This window comes from Meishania litoralis (assembly GCF_042611095.1).
Taxonomy (GTDB): domain Bacteria; phylum Bacteroidota; class Bacteroidia; order Flavobacteriales; family Flavobacteriaceae; genus Meishania; species Meishania litoralis.
The window spans coordinates 605,981-625,104 of the sequence record NZ_JBHFPV010000001.1 but is presented as its reverse complement, the minus strand read 5'-3'; the positions used below and the strand labels follow the sequence as shown (position 1 = coordinate 625,104).

Genomic DNA, 19,124 nt, shown 5'->3' with positions numbered 1-19,124 from the left:
ATCTTGTCGTAAACCTATTGAATCGGTTTGCTTAGATGCGTTTTTCATACTATATCCTTTTTCTTTTGATTTTTTTGGTGGGCCAAGTACGCTCACAAGAAGACACATATGTTTTTGATACGCGCTATCCGGTGCATTCATTGGATAATGTTTTAAGGGTGTATGCCGATAGCAATAAAGTATTAACTCCCCAAAGGGTACTTTCTGATACGACCCTTTCTTCTCTCAAAGCAAATGAATTACCGCGATATTTGGATGTTGGCAAGACCTATTGGGGGAAACTTAGTTTAAAAACAAAAGAACCTCTAGTTGGTTGGACCCTGCATTTTAAGGACAAAATGATAGGTCCGCCAGCTTGGACCAAAAGTAATGGCAAAGTTGATGTTTATGCCTATGGGGAAAAAGGTTTATTCTTCCATAAAAAGACCGGGGTAGAGTATTCAAAGAATGAAAGGGATTACCAAGGGAATTGGGTTCTTAATGCTATTAAACTGGATGAAATTCCAGTAAATGAAACCATTACATTTGTTATTAAGGCCCAAGGTAATAGTATCGGATATCCTGCATATTTCAATTTAACCGCTCGTAGTCCCGATGAACCTTTCTATCATGAATTCAATCAATTTCATAGTAGTTTTAACCTTTTTCTTTTTGGGGTCACCTTTATTATTTTGGTGTATCACTTTCTCCAATACCTTTATTTAAAAGATTCTATATATCTGTGGTTTTGTTTTTGGTTATTTTTTTGCACCGTAACTCAAGCCATGACCACTGGTTTGATTATAGGCAATATTATTACACTTAGGTACGTCATTTGGTTTTTATTGGCCAATGGGCAATTTTTTTCTTGGTGGTTTTTTGGAAGGGCTTTTGTTGACTCAAAAAGAAAGTTCCCTAAAACGGATAAGAGAATGTTGATACTGGCCCTTCTCGTCTTAGCTGAAATTGTATTTACAACTATTTATGTGATCATCGCAGAACCACAGACCTATTTCACCGGTGTGGGCTTCCATTATATAATATTGAATATTTATACGCTGTTAAGTTTAGCGGTTTCCATAGAGCTTATACTTAAAAAAGATCTTTTTGCTAAATATTTTGGAATAGGTTCTTTAGTTGCCTGTTTATCCCTTATTATTGGAACGCTCTGGTCCCTTCAACTCATCACTCCACCATTTCGTTTAGATCCGTATGCCACAGGTATTTTCTTACAGATCATTATTTATTCCTTTGGCATAGCATATAGAAGACAGACCTTGGCCAAGAAAGCGGAGTTGGAACGTTTGGAAGCGGAACGTTCACAGGCCGAGATGCTTCGAATGAAAGATTTGGACAATTTAAAGACCCGGTTTTTCACCAATATCAGCCATGAATTTAGAACGCCGCTTGCATTGATTCAAGGTCCTATAGAAAATGCCAAGAGAATTCAAATGGAAAATGGTCAGGCAGATGTAACCTTGAACCAAAAGGAATTTGGTATCGTGCAGAGAAATTCCAAAAGGCTGCAATCGTTGGTCAACGAACTTTTGGAGCTGTCAAAGTTGGAAAGCGGTACCGCGGTACTTTCTTTGAGAAAAAACGATATTGCCCCCTTTCTTAAGTCGGTCATATTTTCTTTTGATAGTATGGCCGAGCGATCGAAGGTCGATTATGGGGTTGTTTTTAGTTCAGATTCCAAGGAGGCATATTTTGATAGGGATAAATTGGAGAAAATAATCAACAATCTTTTGTCCAATGCGTTCAAATATACCGGTGCCGGTGGAAAGGTTTCGGTCTCCGTCGGTTTTATTGACGATTGTATTCAAATATCGGTTTCAGATACCGGTAAGGGAATTTCAAAAGAAAATCTTTCAAATGTATTTGATAGATTTTATAGAGTTGAGAGTTCAGAAGGCAAAGGTTCTGGAATCGGACTAGCGCTAACCAAAGAGCTGGTAGAATTGCATCAAGGAAAAATCAAAGTAGAAAGTGCCCTGGGCAAGGGTACCACTTTTCATGTAAAACTTCCCATAACCTTGGAAGGACTTCCTAAATCAGCAATTGTCGTAGAGGGTGAAAAATTGGTCGTATCTGATGAGAAGCAGAATGCTATACCAGTATCGGCTGAAGTAAATGGTCATGAAATATCCGAGACCGATTTGCCCATTGCGCTGGTGGTGGAAGACAATGATGATCTAAGGTTCCATGTCAAAAATATCCTGGAAAAAACGTACCATATTCTACTTGCCAAAGATGGGGAGGAAGGTGAGAGAATTGCACTGGAAAAAATACCGGACATTATTATTAGCGATGTGATGATGCCCAAAAAAGATGGATTTACATTGTGCGATGCCCTAAAGACCAACGCCAAGACCAGTCATATCCCTATAATTTTATTAACGGCGAAGTCCGGACAGGAAAACAAGATGCAGGGACTACATCATGGGGCCGATGCCTATTTGACCAAACCATTTGCCTCCGATGAATTATTGGTACGCATAAAAAACTTGATTTCCATAAGGGAAAGGCTTTGGCAAAAAGTCAAGGAAACCGATGGCTTGCTAGTAGATGGACTTCAATTGAACTCCATGGACGATGAATTTCTTCAAAGGGTGATTAAAATCATTCAAGCGCATTTAGACGATTCTACTTTTTCAGTAGAACTTCTGGCCAGTTCCGTTGGGTTCAGTCGCGCACAATTGCATCGAAAGTTAAAGGCGCTGGTCAATAAATCCGCCAACCAGCTCATTTCTGAAATACGCCTAAATACTGCTCACAAACTTCTACAGAATAATACCGGTAATGTTTCTGAAGTGGCCTATAGCGTCGGCTTTTCAAATCTCTCCTATTTTGCGAAGAGCTTCAAGGAAAAATTTGGTATCTCTCCTAGTGAACTGCCTCTCAACAAAAATATAAAGTAGTTAAATATCTGTTTATCAGTAAGTTGTTTTGAATGAAACAAAACTGTTAACATGTGCAACATGTGTGGCAATGCCATTCTTGGCTTATTGTGAATTTAGTGCCACGGTTCCCAATAAATAAATATCGTTTCATTAAAATTCAAAAACTATGAAAACAACATTGAAAAAAATTAATCTATTGGCATTTATGGTATCGCTACTCATCTTTATCGCTTGCTCTAAGGAAGAAGTTGACTTAGAGTCAGATTTGAACATGGTTTCTGTAAAGTCGAAAATGGAGAACTTGGAATCCCAATTGAAAAAAGTTCGGAAGGCGGCAATGCGTTTCCATAGTTTTGAACAGGCCAAAAAGGCAGGTTATGCCGACCCTTACCCTTTTAATCCATCTCCTTATGTGCCAAATATGGGATTCCACTACATTAACGTGGGGTTGATCGATGGTGAATTTGAAATAGAGAAACCAGAAATCCTCTTGTATGTTCCAAATGAACAAGGCAAACTAAAATTAGTGGGTGTAGAATATGCCGTGCCAAAAGCAATTTCCCCAACAGCTCCTGAAGGTTTTGCAGGTGATATGGATCACTGGCATTACAATCCAAATGTGGCCGGTGGCTCATGGACATTACATGCTTGGGTGATTCTTGAAAATCCAGACGGTGTATTTGCCGCGTTTAATCCAGATGTACCAGTATCGAATCCATCCAACAATTAGATGTCGAATTTCTAAATTAAAAATATATGAGAATCAAAATCACATTTATAATGGCAGCTTTGGTGACGATACTATTGGCTTGCACTGAGAAAAAAGCAAAGGACACTACTATCGCTTCGAGCGAAACCGAAAGTAAAGCAGATGCCCCAAACAAAGTGGAACGGGGTAAATATATGGTCGATGTTCTTGGATGTGCGGATTGCCATACGCCAAAAAAAATGTCGGAGCATGGCCCCGTAAACGATATTGAAAAGTATATGATGGGCTTTGAGACTGCCGCAGGGCTTCCCCCTGTGCCTGAAAATGTTCTATTAGGGCCTTGGGTTCTTTTTAAAGGGGATCTGACCGCAGCCGTAGGTCCTTGGGGTACTTCTTTTGCAGGAAACTTAACGCCTCATGAGACGGGTATAGGCACGTGGACCTTGGAGCAGTTTACCAGGGCTTTACGGGAGGCCAAATTCAAGGGATTGGAAAGTTCCAGACCTATAATGCCCCCCATGCCCAGGCATTATGCCTATCTGACAGATGAAGATATAGAGGCCATTTTCTCTTATCTTAAATCGATAAAGCCCATAGAAAATGTAGTACCGGCTTACATTCCACCTTCATCTTGATGCCATAAGTAAATTTAAAAATTAACGTACCTTCGGAATATGAACCGAAGTATGATGACACAAAAGATAAAAACCGAAGCCAAGCGCCTCGGTTTTTTTATAAGTAATTAGGTAGTTTTTTATTAACAACCAATTAGGAGTCAAAATCAACCATTCAAAACAAATACCCCTTGTTTCATGGCATGAATCGCCCTATACCGGAATTTCGTTCGACATAAAATGTTCCATACGTCGAAAAATCATTAACAACCGATTAAAGTTTTATTATTTTTGTTCGCAAAATCAGTGATTGTCATTCACTTATCGAACGAAGTTGTTGGTTCTAATATTATTTAGAAAATATCTGCGAATTGGATTTTTTAAGTAAGCAATCAAATATTAAGTCAAAATAATAAGATTATGAAAATAACTCGTCTTAGTTTTTTATGTTTAACAGTGGTTGTTACGTTTTCATGCGGCAATGATGATGGCTCGCCGCCAATCGACCCTGTTAATAAGGCTCCTGAAGCTTTTAACTTATTGGAAGCTCCCAATGGAGCACAAGGGATTGATCTTCTGCCCACATTTACATGGGAGACCGCAACAGATCCAGAAGGTGATGCCGTAAGTTATGAGGTCTTTCTAGATAGGACTTCGGACCCTTCGACACTGTTAATTGGTGGCCTTACAGGTACAACTACAGCGGTAACAAATAGTCTTGATATTGCGACGAACTATAATTGGAAGGTCGTTGCTAAGGATGCTAATGGAGCAACCACTTCAAGTGGTGTGTTTGGTTTCACCACTCGAGGTTTAACAGCTCCCACATCACCAGTTACTGCCGCAGCCGAATTTACAGCACGAAAGGGTCATACCTCGGTTGTATTTGATGGCAAAATTTGGGTGATTGCTGGAGAAGATGATGTGGCTTTCCAAGATGATGTTTGGTCATCTACCGATGGAGCAACTTGGTCCTTGGTCACTGAAGCGGCAGGATTTGTAGGTAGGTTTAGTCATGCCTCGGCCGTTTTTCTGGATCAGTTATGGGTAATTGGCGGTGAAGATGTTACAGGATATCGCCAAGATGTTTGGTCTAGTGCGAATGGGACAGATTGGACTGAACGGAATGCTGCGGCCGGTTTTGGAGCTAGAGATGGGCTGACCGCTGCTGTGTTAGGAGACAAACTTTTTGTTATGGGTGGTTATGATGGTGTTGACTACAAGAATGACGTTTGGTTCACCACCGATGGTGTTACGTGGGAAGAGGCGACTGCCTCGGCACAATTTCCGGTCAGGTCCGGACATGCCACTACAGTCTTTGATAACAAGATTTGGGTTACTGGGGGCTGGAACGGTAATATTAACTATAGAGACGTATGGTATAGCGAAGATGGTGTGACGTGGACCGAGGCCACCTCAGACGCACCTTTTTCTGCAGCACCTGTAAACATGACAATGACTGGTTTCCAAGATAAGCTTTGGGTCATTGGTGGGTTTTCTACGACAGCAGTGAATGATATATGGTACAGTGACGATGGCATAAGTTGGGCACAATCCTTCCCACTTGCTAATTTTGCGGCCCGAGGTGAGCACTCTACAGTTGTATTCAACGATCAGGTATGGGTCATTGGTGGGTTAGACAATGGTTTTATGAATGATGTGTGGGCCATGGATGGTAAATAGATATAAGTTTTAATCTTTTTTGGGCTTTGTGCCCTTTCAAGTTATTTGCGACCGAGGTGCTAACTTTTAGGCACCTCGGTCGTTTTTTATATGGCCTGCTTCCAAATATTTACTATCCGATTTACATAATAAAAATTGAAAACATGCTCATGTTTATAGTTTATAAGAATAAAAACACTGAAACTCATTATGACAATCAAGCATTTTTTCTGTATCAATGGTGGTATAATGTTTAACTTCGATCTATGTCTTTAAGTAAACGAACATATTTGATAAAAACCGAAGCCAAGCGCCTCGGTTTTTTGTCTTGTGGAATTTCAAAGGCCTGTTTCTTGGAAGAAGAAGCCCCGCGATTGGAAAAATGGCTCAATCAAGGCATGCACGGTGAAATGGGGTATATGGAAAATCATTTTGACAAGCGGTTGGACCCGAGATTATTGGTCGAAGGGGCCAAATCGGTAATATCGCTGTTGTTGAACTATTATCCTTCCGAAAGGCAAAACTCTGATTCGTATAAGGTTTCCAAATACGCCTACGGACAAGATTATCATCACGTAATAAAGTCCAAATTAAGGAAACTCCAAGAGTTTATTTCAGATGAAATCGGAGACATCGACGGGCGGGCCTTTGTAGATTCAGCACCGGTGTTGGACAAGGCATGGGCCGCCAAAAGCGGTCTTGGCTGGATTGGCAAGAATAGCAATCTATTGACCAAGGAAGTGGGCTCTTTCTATTTTGTTGCCGAACTGATAGTCGATTTGGAACTTGAATATGATATGCCCGTGACTGACCATTGCGGTACATGTACCGCATGTATCGATGCCTGTCCCACCGAGGCCATAGTAGCACCGTATGTGGTCGATGGCAGCAAATGTATCTCATACTTTACGATTGAACTGAAGAACGAGATTCCTTCTTCGGTAAAAGGACAATTCGACGATTGGATGTTCGGTTGTGATATTTGTCAAGACGTATGCCCTTGGAATCGGTTTTCAAAAGCCCATAATGAGCCTTTGTTCGACCCGCATCCGGAGTTGTTGTCCATGTCTAAAAAGGATTGGGAGGAGATTACCGAAGATGTTTTTAAAAAAGTATTTCAGAAATCCGCGGTCAAGCGCACCAAGTTTTCGGGGCTGAAAAGAAATATCGATTTTTTAGGTTGACCAAGCCTGAATAGGGCGTCCTGAGTATCGCCGTGCGGTGTTTTTTATAGTAAACTACTTGGCTGAATGTTTGTCGGGTAAGCGGCGGAGCATTTGGCCGCCCCGCAGGTTTAAATCTCGATTATCGAGTAAAATTTAGGTTTTCTATTTGTTTATATGTTATATTGTTAGACTGATTTACGACCAAACTTTCTTCAAATGAACTTGATAAAAAAACCGAGCCTTAGTTTTTGGCAGATTTTCAATATGAACGTCGGCTTTTTAGGCATTCAATATAGTTTTGGCCTTCAACAAACTGCTATTAACCCTATTTTTCTTTATCTGGGCGCACCGGAAGATATGTTGCCGATTTTGAATATCGCCGGTCCCGTCACCGGACTCATAGTACAACCTATTATCGGTGCCATGTCCGATAAGACTTGGTCACCGCGATGGGGCCGAAGAAAACCCTATTTCTTGATAGGTGCCATAATAGGAAGTCTTTGTTTATTTGCCTTTCCGACAAGTCCTGTCTTATGGTTTGCGGTCGGATTACTGTGGATTCTCGATGTGGGAAATAATATGGCAATGGAGCCTTATCGCGCATTTGTTGGCGATAAATTACCCGAAAAACAACTGAGTTTGGGTTACCAAATGCAGAGTCTTTTTGTAGGAGCGGGAATACTTTTGGCGAATGGATCGATTGTCTTGTTCCAATATTTGTTCGGTGGCGATTCGATTGAAGTTGCAGGCGAGATTCCGAAATGGTTGTATTATTCATTTTATATCGGGGGCATCCTGTCGATAACGACCATATTGTGGTCGGTATTGAAAACGCCTGAAATCCCTCCTTCCGAAGGGGAACTTTCTGAAATTCAGCGCAATAGAAGCCTTTCGTTTGGCCGTCGAATCGCCAAACCATTTGAAGAAATAGCCGAAGCAATAAAAGAAATGCCTTCTTTCATGTGGAAATTGGGTGCGGTCTATCTTTTTCAATGGTATGCGCTATTTGTGTATTGGCAGTACATAACACCTCTGTTCAAGGCGACTTTGGGCTATTCCACCTCCGAGGCTGCTTCACAATCGGCCCAAATGAGCCTGACCTATAATATTGTAACCATGGTCGTTGCCCTTGCATTAGTTCCGCTGACCTTAAAATATGGAGGTAAAAAAATATACGCCTACAGCTTGATAGGTACGGGCTTGGCACTATTTTCAATTCCATTTATCAAAGACCCCATACTGGTTTTGGCGCCTATGGTTTTGTTCGGTATTGGTTGGGCGGCAATGATGGGAATACCTTATACGATGGTGTCGAAAGTGGTTCCACAAGAACGAAGAGGTGTCTATATGGGTATCTTGAACATGATGATCGTAATACCCATGGGAATCGAAACCTTGAGCTTTGGCCCAATCTACAAGTATCTTTTGGGCGGAAGTGCAATAAATGCCATGCTTTTTGCAGGGGCCTTTTTTATTATTGCGGCGCTTCTCGCTTTGCGCTTAAATGTTAGCAAAGAAATTAATGATGATTTATAGATTTATTGATAAAGTCTGTGTTCATAATCCTATGTTGCTTCTATAAAACGTTGCTGCCTGATTAAAAGCTTTTCCAAGCATACTTTTCTAAAGAATACCCTTAAATTTGTTTTCAAAAATCGCACTATATGAGCAAGCAAAAGCAACGTAGGGAAGCCTTGATCTACCATGCTAAGCCCCAACCGGGCAAAATAAAGGTGGTTCCGACGAAACCTTATGCAACGCAGCGCGACCTCGCGTTGGCCTATTCCCCGGGTGTGGCCGAACCTTGTCTCGAAATCAAAAAGGAAAAGGAAAATGTATACCGCTATACAGCAAAAGGCAACCTAGTGGCCATCATTTCAAACGGTACGGCAGTTTTGGGTTTGGGCGATATCGGTCCGGAAGCATCAAAACCCGTAATGGAGGGCAAAGGCCTGCTCTTCAAGATTTTTGCCGATATCGACGGAATCGATATCGAACTTGACACAAAAGATGTTGACAAGTTCGTCGAGACCGTAAAAATAATAGCGCCCACTTTTGGCGGAATCAATTTAGAGGATATTAAAGCCCCTGAGGCTTTCGAAATCGAGCGTAGGTTAAAAGAAGAACTCGACATTCCGGTAATGCATGATGACCAACATGGTACGGCCATTATATCGGCGGCGGCACTGCTTAACGCATTGAAGATCGCAAAGAAAAAAATTGAAAAGGTAAATATTGTAATCAGTGGCGCTGGGGCAGCTGCCGTTTCTTGCACTAAGTTGTACAAGGCTTTTGGGGCAAAGGCAGAAAATATCGTCATGTTGGATAGCAAGGGGGTCATTAGAAGCGATGCCGAGAATATTTCCCCCGCAAAGCTCGAGTTTGCCACGGACCGCAAAATCGATACTTTGGAAGAGGCCATGAAGAATGCCGATGTTTTTATTGGACTATCCATTGCCGATATCGTTAGTCCAAAGATGCTGAAATCGATGGCAAAAGACCCGATTGTCTTTGCTATGGCCAATCCAAACCCTGAAATAGACTATGACTTGGCGCTGAAGACGCGTAATGATATCATCATGGCAACAGGTCGATCAGATCATCCGAACCAGGTGAACAATGTTTTAGGATTTCCATTCATTTTCAGGGGTGCGTTAGATGTAAGGGCGACCAAGATCAATGAAGAAATGAAAATGGCCGCCGTAAGGGCCCTTGCCAGATTGACCGAGGAAAATGTTCCCGAACAAGTGAATATTGCCTACGGCAAGACCCGGTTGGCCTTCGGTAGGGAATATATTATACCCAAGCCCTTTGATCCGAGATTGATTGCAGAGGTTCCCCCAGCGGTGGCAAAAGCGGCGATGGACAGTGGTGTCGCGAGGATGCCTATCGAAGATTGGGACAAGTATCGAGAAGAACTGTTACAGCGTTCGGGCAACGATAATAAAATCGTCAGGCAATTGCACGATCGGGCGAGAATGAAGCCAAAAAAGATCGTATTTGCCGAGGCGGACCAATTGGACGTTATGAAAGCCGCGCAGATCACTTATGAAGAAGGAATCGCCGTTCCTATACTTTTAGGAAAAAAACATATTATCAAGACTTTGAAAAAAGAACTTGATTTTGACGCCGATATTATGGTCATAGATTCGCATGCCGATGAGGCCGATAAGAAACGTGAACAATATGCTCGTAAATATTTCCATGATAGACAACGCGACGGGGTTACCTTGTACGGTGCCCGACAGAAAATGCGCGAGCGTACCTATTATGGCTCTATGATGGTGTTGGAAGGTGATGCCGATGGTATGATTTCGGGCTATTCAAGGGCATATCCTACCTTGGTCAAACCTATTTTTGAAGTAATTGGAAGGGCGGCCAACGTCAAAAGGGTATCGACGGTACATATAATGGCAACCGACCGCGGTCCGATTTTCTTGGCCGATACATCGATAAACATAGATCCTAATGCCGAAGAATTGGCCGAGATTACAAGAATGGCGGCCAATGTTGCAAAAACATTTGGTTTTAGTCCGGTCATCGCTCTGGTATCCTATGCGAATTTTGGTTCTTCAAACCATGCTTCTGCAAACAAGGTGAGAAAGGCGGTCGGTATTTTGCACGAAACAGATCCTGACCTTTTGGTAGATGGCGAGATCCAGGCCGATTTTGCCCTGAACAAAGAATTGAGTTCGAGTAAATTTCCTTTTTCAAAAGTATCCGGCATGAAGGTGAATACGCTTATTTTTCCCAACTTGGAATCAGCGAACATTACCTACAAGTTGCTTAAGGAACTTAACCATGCCGATAGTATCGGGCCGATAATGGTCGGCCTGCGCAAGGCGGTACATATCATTCCCTTAGGGGCAAGTGTCGATGAAATTGTCAATATGGCGGCAGTGGCCGCAATCGATGCACAAGAACGGGAAAAAAGAAAGAAGGCCAAGACAATGGTGAATGGTAATCGGTAGCGGTTGTCAGTATTGACTGGGCTATACTAGGTAGCATTAGATTGCTATCATCGGCGCATTAGCGTTCATCAGCTGGCCTTTTTTTGAACTTGATGTTTGTAATTTGAACTTTAATTCCATGATCCATCACTTAAGAGGCAAACTTGTAGAAAAGAACCCGACACATCTTATTATTGAATGTGGTGGGGTAGGCTACTTTGTGAACATTTCACTCCATACGTTTTCGCAAATAAAGGATACGGAAAGTATCAATCTATATACTCATTTACAGGTCAAAGAAGATTCGCATACTCTTTTTGGTTTTTTTGAGAAAACTGAACGAGAGATTTTTCGTTTGCTATTGTCCGTTTCAGGTATTGGATCGAGTACCGCACGAACCATGCTTTCTTCGATGACACCACTACAGATCCGAGATGCGATCGCAAACGAAGATGTGCGGTCGATACAGGCCATCAAGGGTATAGGTGCCAAAACGGCCCAACGGGTAATTTTAGATTTGCGCGACAAGATTTTAAAAGTCTACGATATTGGCGAAGTTTCCGTTCAATCGAACAATACAAATAAAGAAGAAGCGTTATCTGCATTAGAGGTTCTTGGATTTGCCAGAAGACAGGCTGAAAAGGCTGTCGAAAAGGTTTTAAGCCAAGATACCACCTTAAGCGTCGAGAACATCATTAAACTGGCGCTGAAAAATTTGTAATAAGTTTGAAAAACGGGGCAAAACAATTTCTTAAATCCATATTTAAGCTACTCTTCCTATCTGTTCTTTTGCTGACTGTAGCGGATTTTTCCTACGCGCAAGAAATTAATGAAGGAGAGCGGCCCGAACAGGAGAGCGATTCTGTCAAGACAGGCTTTTCCTTGGGAAAATTGGTGCTTGACAATCCTGACAGCATTGTTTCCAAATATATCTATGACCCAAAGTTAGATCGCTACATCTATAATGAAAGCATCGGCGATTTCGATATTGGCTATCCGATAATCCTGACTCCTGAACAGTACATGGAGATGGTTCGCAAAGAGGATATCAAAAATTATTTTAAGGAAAAATCAGATGCCCATTCGGGCAAGAAGGAGGGTAGCGAAGAGGCCCGAAAGAACCTGCTTCCCAATTTCTACATCAACAACGACTTTTTCGAATCGGTTTTCGGGGGTAATACGATCGAGGTGATACCACAGGGTTCAGTGGCCATGGATCTAGGCGTTATCTGGCAGAAGAACGACAACCCATCACTTTCGCCGAGAAACCGTACGAATCTATCCTTTGATTTTGACCAACGGATCAGTCTAAGTATGTTGGGCAAAATAGGCGAACGGCTACAGGTTACCGCCAACTACGATACCGAGGCCACCTTCGATTTTCAAAATATCGTGAAGTTGGATTATACGCCTACCGAAGACGACATCCTTCAGAAAATAGAGGTCGGTAATGTCAATATGCCGCTGAACAGTTCGCTGATAACCGGGGCGCAAAGCCTTTTTGGGGTAAAGACCCAATTGCAATTCGGTAAGACAAAGGTTACCGCAGTATTTTCTGAGCAGCGTTCACAGAACAATACGGTGGTCGCCCAAGGAGGCGGCACCATAAACGAATTTTCGTTGACGGCATTGGATTATGACGAGGACAAACATTTCTTTCTTTCCCATTTTTTCAGGAATAATTATGACGAGGCTTTGGCCAACTATCCCTACATAAAGAGCCAGGTACAGATAACCCGGCTTGAGGTTTGGGTAACCAACCGGAGCCAACTTACCACGAACGTTAGAAATGTCGTCGGTATTCAAGATTTGGGCGAGCCGAACCCTGAGAATACACGGGTCGGAAGGGCCAATGGGGGCACCTCTGGTTTCTTCGATGTGGCCGGGGTTCAATTGCCGCGCAATGATGCCAACGATTTTGATCCCGGACAAATCGGAACGGGGGCATTGAACGATGACATTCGTGACATCGCTACCGTTGAAAGCGGATTTAATTCATCAAGGTTCGCCAATGGTTACAGTCCCAATCAGGGATTTGATTATGCCATACTAGAAAACGCCAGAAAACTTGAGTTGACCCGTGATTACACCTTCAATTCGCAGTTGGGCTATATTTCGCTGAATCAACGTTTGAGCAACGATGAGGTTTTGGGCGTGGCCTATCAGTATACTTATAACGGACAAGTGTACCAAGTAGGTGAGTTCGCCAACGGAGGTTTGGATGCGACAACGGTGACAGGCGGCATCAACGGCACGAATCCGATAATCGATAACAACACCCTCATTCTAAAGCTTTTAAAAAGCAATATTACAAATGTCTCGGATCCAATCTGGGATTTGATGATGAAGAATATCTACGCCACCGGGGCCTTCCGGTTGAGCCAAGAAGATTTTAAATTGAATATCCTTTATTCCGATCCTACACCCAGAAATTATATTACTCCTGTAATAGAAGGTCCTGGGTCGGGATGGCCCGATGGATTTCAAGAACGAATTCTTTTGGATGTCTTCAATCTAGATCGCCTCAACGTATATAACGATGTGCAGAGCGGTGGTGACGGTTTCTTCGATTTTGTTCCCGGTATTACGGTCAACATGCAACAAGGGCTTATCATCTTTACCAAGGTCGAACCTTTTGGCGAGTACTTGTTCGAACGTTTGGGTGGCGGAACCTATGACGTAGACGATGATCAAGGATATAATGAAAACCAAAAAAAATATGTCTATAGGAACCTATATTCATCTACAAAGGCGGCCTCTTTTGAAGATGCGGAAAAAAATAGGTTCCAATTAAAAGGACGTTATAAGTCCGAAGGCAGCAATGGTATTCCTATTGGGGCCTTCAATGTACCTCGTGGATCGGTACGGGTAACCGCGGGTGGCCGCCAGTTGCAAGAAGGTATTGACTATACGGTCAATTATCAGGCCGGTACGGTACAGATATTGGATCCCAGCTTAGAGGCATCGAACACGCCCATCAATATCTCGGTAGAGAACAATGCCGTTTTCGGTCAACAGACGAGAAGGTTTACGGGTGTCAATGTAGAACATCAGTTCAACAAAAATTTTGTGATGGGGGCAACCCTCTTGAATTTGAACGAGAGGCCGTTGACCCAAAAATCAAATTATGGCACCGAACCCGTGAACAATACAATTTTTGGTGTCAATGGTAATTTTTCGACAGAGATTCCCTTTTTGACCCGAATGGTCAATCATTTGCCCAATATCGATACCGATGTGCCATCGAACTTGTCCGTTCGTGGCGAGGTAGCCTGGTTGCGCCCGAACTCGCCCAAAAATGCCGATTTTCAGGGGGAGACAACGACCTATCTCGATGATTTCGAAGGGGCACAGGCATTGATCGATATCCGTTCTTCCTTGGGGTGGTCGATGGCCAGTCCGCCTATAGAATTTTTGACCGACCCTTTGGATACAGGATTGATAACGGGCCAAGGAAGGGCCAAAATGGCTTGGTACACCATCGACCCGATTTTCTATACGAACCAACGGCCTTCTGAAATCAGCGATAGTGATATCTCGACCAATGCGACGCGGCGGATTTTTATCGATGAGGTGTTTCCCCAGATCGATATTGCCCAAGGCCAAACGACTGTTCAGGGCACTTTAGATTTGGCCTATTATCCCAACGAAAAAGGACCCTATAATACGAATCCCGATTTTGAAACGACGCTTGCAGAAAAGAAATGGGGGGGCATAATGCGCTCGTTGAGCAGTACCAACTTTGAACAGGCCAACGTAGAATTTGTACAATTTTGGGTGCTAGATCCTTATGTTGACGGGTTGGCCACCGACGATGGCGAGTTGGTCATCAACTTGGGCAATATTTCTGAAGATGTATTGAAAGACGGGCGTAAACAATATGAAAACGGCCTTCCGACACAGACGACCGACCCGGTTCGACCCACCGATTGGGGTCAGGTACCCTCTACCCAAGCATTGGTCTATGCCTTTGATGCCGATGAGAACAACCGTACTTTACAAGATGTGGGCTACGATGGTCTTGATGATGTAGCAGAGGGTGAGATACCCGAAGGTCAGACCGAACCGATTTATAATGGTCCGCCAGAAGACCCAGCTTTGGATAATTATACCTATTACCTAAATCGCGATGGAAGTATCTTGGAGCGCTATAAAGATTTTAACAACCCCGACGGTAATTCACCTGTCGAGGTAACCAATACGAATCGGGGTTCGACGACCTTGCCCGATGTCGAGGATATTGACCGTGACCTTACCATGAATACCGTCAACAGTTATTATGAGTACCGTATCGCCATCAAACCGAACACAACGATAAATGACAAATATGTTACCGACATCAAAGAAGATGTTACTCCCGAGTTGCCCGATGGCTCTACATTGAACCGTAGATGGATCCAATACAAGATACCGTTGAGCGATTTTACCGATACCGAAGGGGGTATTACCGATTTTCGGTCCATAAGTTTTATGCGCATGTACCTTACCGGTTTTTCGAATGACGTAGTGCTTCGGTTTGCAACTCTTGACCTCGGCAAAGGCGATTGGCGGGCGTACACCAAGACGCTCCAAGATGAGGACATAGACAACAACCCTGCCGATGATGGCACTACGGTCGATGTGAACACGGTCAATATTGAAGAAAATGAAAGAAGACAGCCCATACCTTATATATTGCCTCCAGGGGTCATTCGCGAAAGGTTGAACAATAACAATACCATTATTCGCCAAAATGAGGCTTCGCTTTCCTTTTTGGTAGAAAACTTACAGTCAGAAGATTCGCGTGGCGTATTCAAGAATATCAATATCGATGTACGCCAATACGAAAAAATAAAAATGTTCATTCATGCCGAAGAAATCGACGAAAGTGATTTTCCGAGCGGAACAAAACCACTGGTAGGTTTCCTAAGGATCGGTACCGATTTTTCGCAGAACTTCTATCAGATGGAATTGCCTTTGGAATTCACGCCCCATGGTGCTTCCTCAGAAAGTGAGATTTGGCCTGAAGCAAATAGGCTGGAAATCGCTCTTGCCGACCTGAACAAGATCAAGTCGATCCGTATCAACAACCGAAATGACATCGCCTTGAGCGAAGTACAATTTTTCGATATTGTGGATGGGGAGATAATACCCGTCGCTGAATTCGCCCCGAGACCCGAGGGAAGCCTTCGTGTAGGGATTCGCGGAAATCCTTCCTTGGGCAGCATTCGAAGCATGATGGTAGGGGTCAAGAATACCGATAATTTGCCCGCTAGGGGCGAAGTCTGGTTCAATGAGCTACGTTTGGCCGGACTCGACAATAATGGCGGGTGGGCCGCTGTTGCCGCTGTTGATGCCAATATCGCTGATTTTGCCAATGTGTCGGCCACGGGTGGAAGAAGCACTTCAGGTTTCGGTGCCATTGATCAAATGCCCAACGAGCGATTACGCGAAGATGCGATTTCATACGATGTGGTCACCAATGTGAACTTGGGTCAATTGTTGCCAAAAAAGTGGGGAATTCAACTACCGTTTAATTATGGTATTTCTGAGGAACTCATTACCCCGGAATTTGATCCGGTATACGATGACCTGAAATTGGATGATTTGGTAGCTTCGGCACCGGATCAAGAAACGGCCGACGATCTTCAAGAACAGGCGGAGGACTACACCAAGCGCACGAGCATCAATTTTATAGGGGTACGCAAGGAACGTGGCGAAGAGGCGGATGCCAATTTTTATGACATTGAAAACTTTACCTTCAATTATTCGTATAATGAGACCGATCATCGCGATTTTGAGATCGCCAGCCTGCGGGATCAAAACGTAAATACAGGTTTTGTGTACAATCACAGTTTTGAACCGGTCGAACTGGCGCCTTTTGCAAAAAAGGACTCATTATTTACGGGTAAATATTGGAAATGGCTCAAAGAGTTGAACTTGAGCTTGCTGCCCGCTACGATCTCGGTCAATTCGAATATCAATCGACAATTCAACCAGCAACGTTTTAGGGATGTTGTTGAAGAGGGGGTCGAAAGATTGGAGTTGCCAGAACTTCAACAGCGCAACTATCAATTCAATTGGCAATATGCGATCAATTACGCTTTGACGAAATCACTTCGCCTGAACCTTACGGGTAGTAACAACAATATCGTACGAAATTATCTGGGTGAAACACGTGATGGCCAAGGCAATCTTGAAATACTTAAAGAGTTGGATTTGTGGGATGGCTTTTTCGATATCGGCGTTCCTAATCGTCATGCACAGCAAATGGAACTGAACTACGAGCTTCCCTTTGCCAAGATTCCGGCACTTGATTTCATGAACGCGCAGTACAGTTATACCAGTAATTTTGATTGGCAGCGCGGTGGCGATGCCTTGAATCAGGCGGTTGCGGTTGCCCAAAATCCGAATATTCCTGTCAGCCAGTTAAATCCGGTATCGATCAATACGGTACAGAATGCCAACACGCACAATTTGACCGCTTCGATGGGGCTTCAGAAACTTTATGATCTTTTAGGGCTTAAAAAACGAGATGGCAAGACCACCGCGAATGAGGCACCGGTTCGAAGGGACAAAGCAGGGAATCCGGCATCGAATAAAGAAAAGACCAAGGGTAAGACAAGCGGATTATTTAACACCGCTGTGGATGTTCTGACCATGGTCAAGCGTCTGAATATCAACTTCAGTGAAACCAACGGAACGGTCTTACCGGGCTATACCCAGTCGATAGGTTTTATTGGTACCGCAAGGCCCAGTCTTGGCTTTGTGTTCGGTAGCCAGTCCGATGTGCGCTATGAGGCCGCAAAACGGGGTTGGTTGACCAACTTCAATGAGTTCAACGAACAATATATGAAGAATACCAGTAGGCAGTTGAATATTACCGCAACGGCCCAACCGACCCAAGACTTGACCATTGATTTGGTTGCGGATCGTCAATACTCGAAAAGCCGTCAAGAGAACTACGATCTTCAAGCTTGGTTGCAAGAGCAAAACGGATTGGTCAACGACTATGGCAATTTTAGCATTTCGACGATGATGATCGGTACGGCCTTTGGCAAAAGCGATGAATTTACTTCCGCTACCTTTGAAAAATTCAAAGAAAATAGAATTACCATTGCCAACCGGCTGGCCGCCGAACGTGGAGAAACACCGACCACCGATGGTAGTTTCCCTGTGGGTTATGGCAATACCCAGCAAGATGTCTTGTTGCCCGCTTTCTTTGCCGCCTATACCGGTCAAGATGCCGATCGGGTGAATCTTGATGTTTTTCGCCAAATACCCATACCCAATTGGAATATCAAGTACACGGGATTGATGCGCAACAAATGGTTCAAAAAGAAGTTTAAACGTTTTTCATTGAGTCACGGTTACCGTGCTGCCTACAGTATGAATTCTTTCCAAACGAATCTGGAGCGAACCCAGCTACTTTCAGAAGGGCAGAACCCCGTTGATGAGAACGGTGATTTTCTGCCCGAGCTTATCCTAAATAATGTGGTGTTGACCGATCAATTCAATCCGCTGATGCGCGTCGACTTTGAGATGCAAAATTCAGTGAGTGTCCTTGCAGAGATGCGTACCGATAGGACCATGTCGCTGAGTTTCGACAACAACCTGATGACCGAGATAAACGGTAAGGAATATACCTTGGGTCTGGGCTATCGTATAAAAGACGTACAATTTGTGACGAACATAGGGGGTAACAAAACACGGTTGAAAGGTGATCTGAACCTCAAGGCCGATATGACCCTAAGAGATAACATTACCATTATTCGAAACCTCGACATCGATAACAATCAAATTACCTCGGGTCAGAATCTTTTGTCCATAAAGTTCAGTGCCGAGTATGCCCTGAGCAAGAATTTGGCCGCTTTGTTTTTCTACGATCATTCATTTTCAAAATTCGCGGTATCTACCGCTTTTCCGCAAACCACGATCAATACGGGTTTCACACTACGTTATAACTTCGGAAACTAATTTAGGTTGTTCTCAAACAGTTTCAGTTTTGTTCCGCATAAGTTTAATCGCGAATTTTTTGACCGCGACCAACAAGGTATTTGATCAAATGACCGGGGTCCAAGTAATAAAGTAGCTGTCATTAAGAAATCTTGAGATTTAAAAAAAACCTGCACGTTTTTGTTTTGATCTTTGTTGAAAACATA

The 19,124-nt window shown here is 43.3% G+C and carries 9 protein-coding genes; all 9 read left to right on the top strand.

Features of this window, described 5'->3' with window-relative positions; translation table 11 throughout:
• The first annotated feature begins 35 nt into the window (after window positions 1–35).
• The 9 genes from ACEZ3G_RS02825 (at window position 36) to sov (ending at window position 18,939) form a co-directional block, all read left to right on the top strand.
• On the top strand, window positions 36–2,900 hold the full coding sequence (locus ACEZ3G_RS02825) for a hybrid sensor histidine kinase/response regulator transcription factor (RefSeq protein WP_432423959.1): 2,865 nt from the start codon (window positions 36–38) through the stop codon (window positions 2,898–2,900).
• Between the two features lie 148 nt (window positions 2,901–3,048).
• Window positions 3,049–3,612 carry a hypothetical protein gene (locus ACEZ3G_RS02820; RefSeq protein WP_432423958.1) on the top strand — a complete coding sequence of 188 codons (564 nt, stop codon included), beginning with the start codon at window positions 3,049–3,051 and terminating at the stop codon, window positions 3,610–3,612.
• Between the two features lie 26 nt (window positions 3,613–3,638).
• Window positions 3,639–4,226 carry a c-type cytochrome gene (locus tag ACEZ3G_RS02815; RefSeq protein ID WP_432423957.1) on the top strand — a complete coding sequence of 196 codons (588 nt, stop codon included), beginning with the start codon at window positions 3,639–3,641 and terminating at the stop codon, window positions 4,224–4,226.
• Between the two features lie 399 nt (window positions 4,227–4,625).
• Window positions 4,626–5,888: a Kelch repeat-containing protein gene (locus tag ACEZ3G_RS02810; RefSeq protein WP_432423956.1), complete on the top strand. Its 1,263-nt coding sequence runs from the start codon at window positions 4,626–4,628 to the stop codon at window positions 5,886–5,888.
• Between the two features lie 245 nt (window positions 5,889–6,133).
• On the top strand, window positions 6,134–7,051 hold the full coding sequence (queG, locus tag ACEZ3G_RS02805; RefSeq protein ID WP_432423955.1) for a tRNA epoxyqueuosine(34) reductase QueG: 918 nt from the start codon (window positions 6,134–6,136) through the stop codon (window positions 7,049–7,051).
• Window positions 7,052–7,249: 198 nt separating this feature from the next.
• On the top strand, window positions 7,250–8,569 hold the full coding sequence (locus ACEZ3G_RS02800; RefSeq protein ID WP_432423954.1) for an MFS transporter: 1,320 nt from the start codon (window positions 7,250–7,252) through the stop codon (window positions 8,567–8,569).
• A 128-nt stretch (window positions 8,570–8,697) separates the two neighbouring features.
• Complete coding sequence (locus tag ACEZ3G_RS02795) at window positions 8,698–11,004, top strand: NADP-dependent malic enzyme (protein ID WP_432423953.1); 2,307 nt, start codon at window positions 8,698–8,700, stop codon at window positions 11,002–11,004.
• A gap of 118 nt (window positions 11,005–11,122) precedes the next feature.
• Entirely contained in the window at window positions 11,123–11,704 is a 582-nt protein-coding gene (gene ruvA, locus ACEZ3G_RS02790; RefSeq protein WP_432423952.1) for a Holliday junction branch migration protein RuvA, read from the top strand.
• A gap of 5 nt (window positions 11,705–11,709) precedes the next feature.
• Entirely contained in the window at window positions 11,710–18,939 is a 7,230-nt protein-coding gene (sov, locus tag ACEZ3G_RS02785) for a T9SS outer membrane translocon Sov/SprA (RefSeq protein ID WP_432423951.1), read from the top strand.
• Window positions 18,940–19,124: the final 185 nt, after the last annotated feature.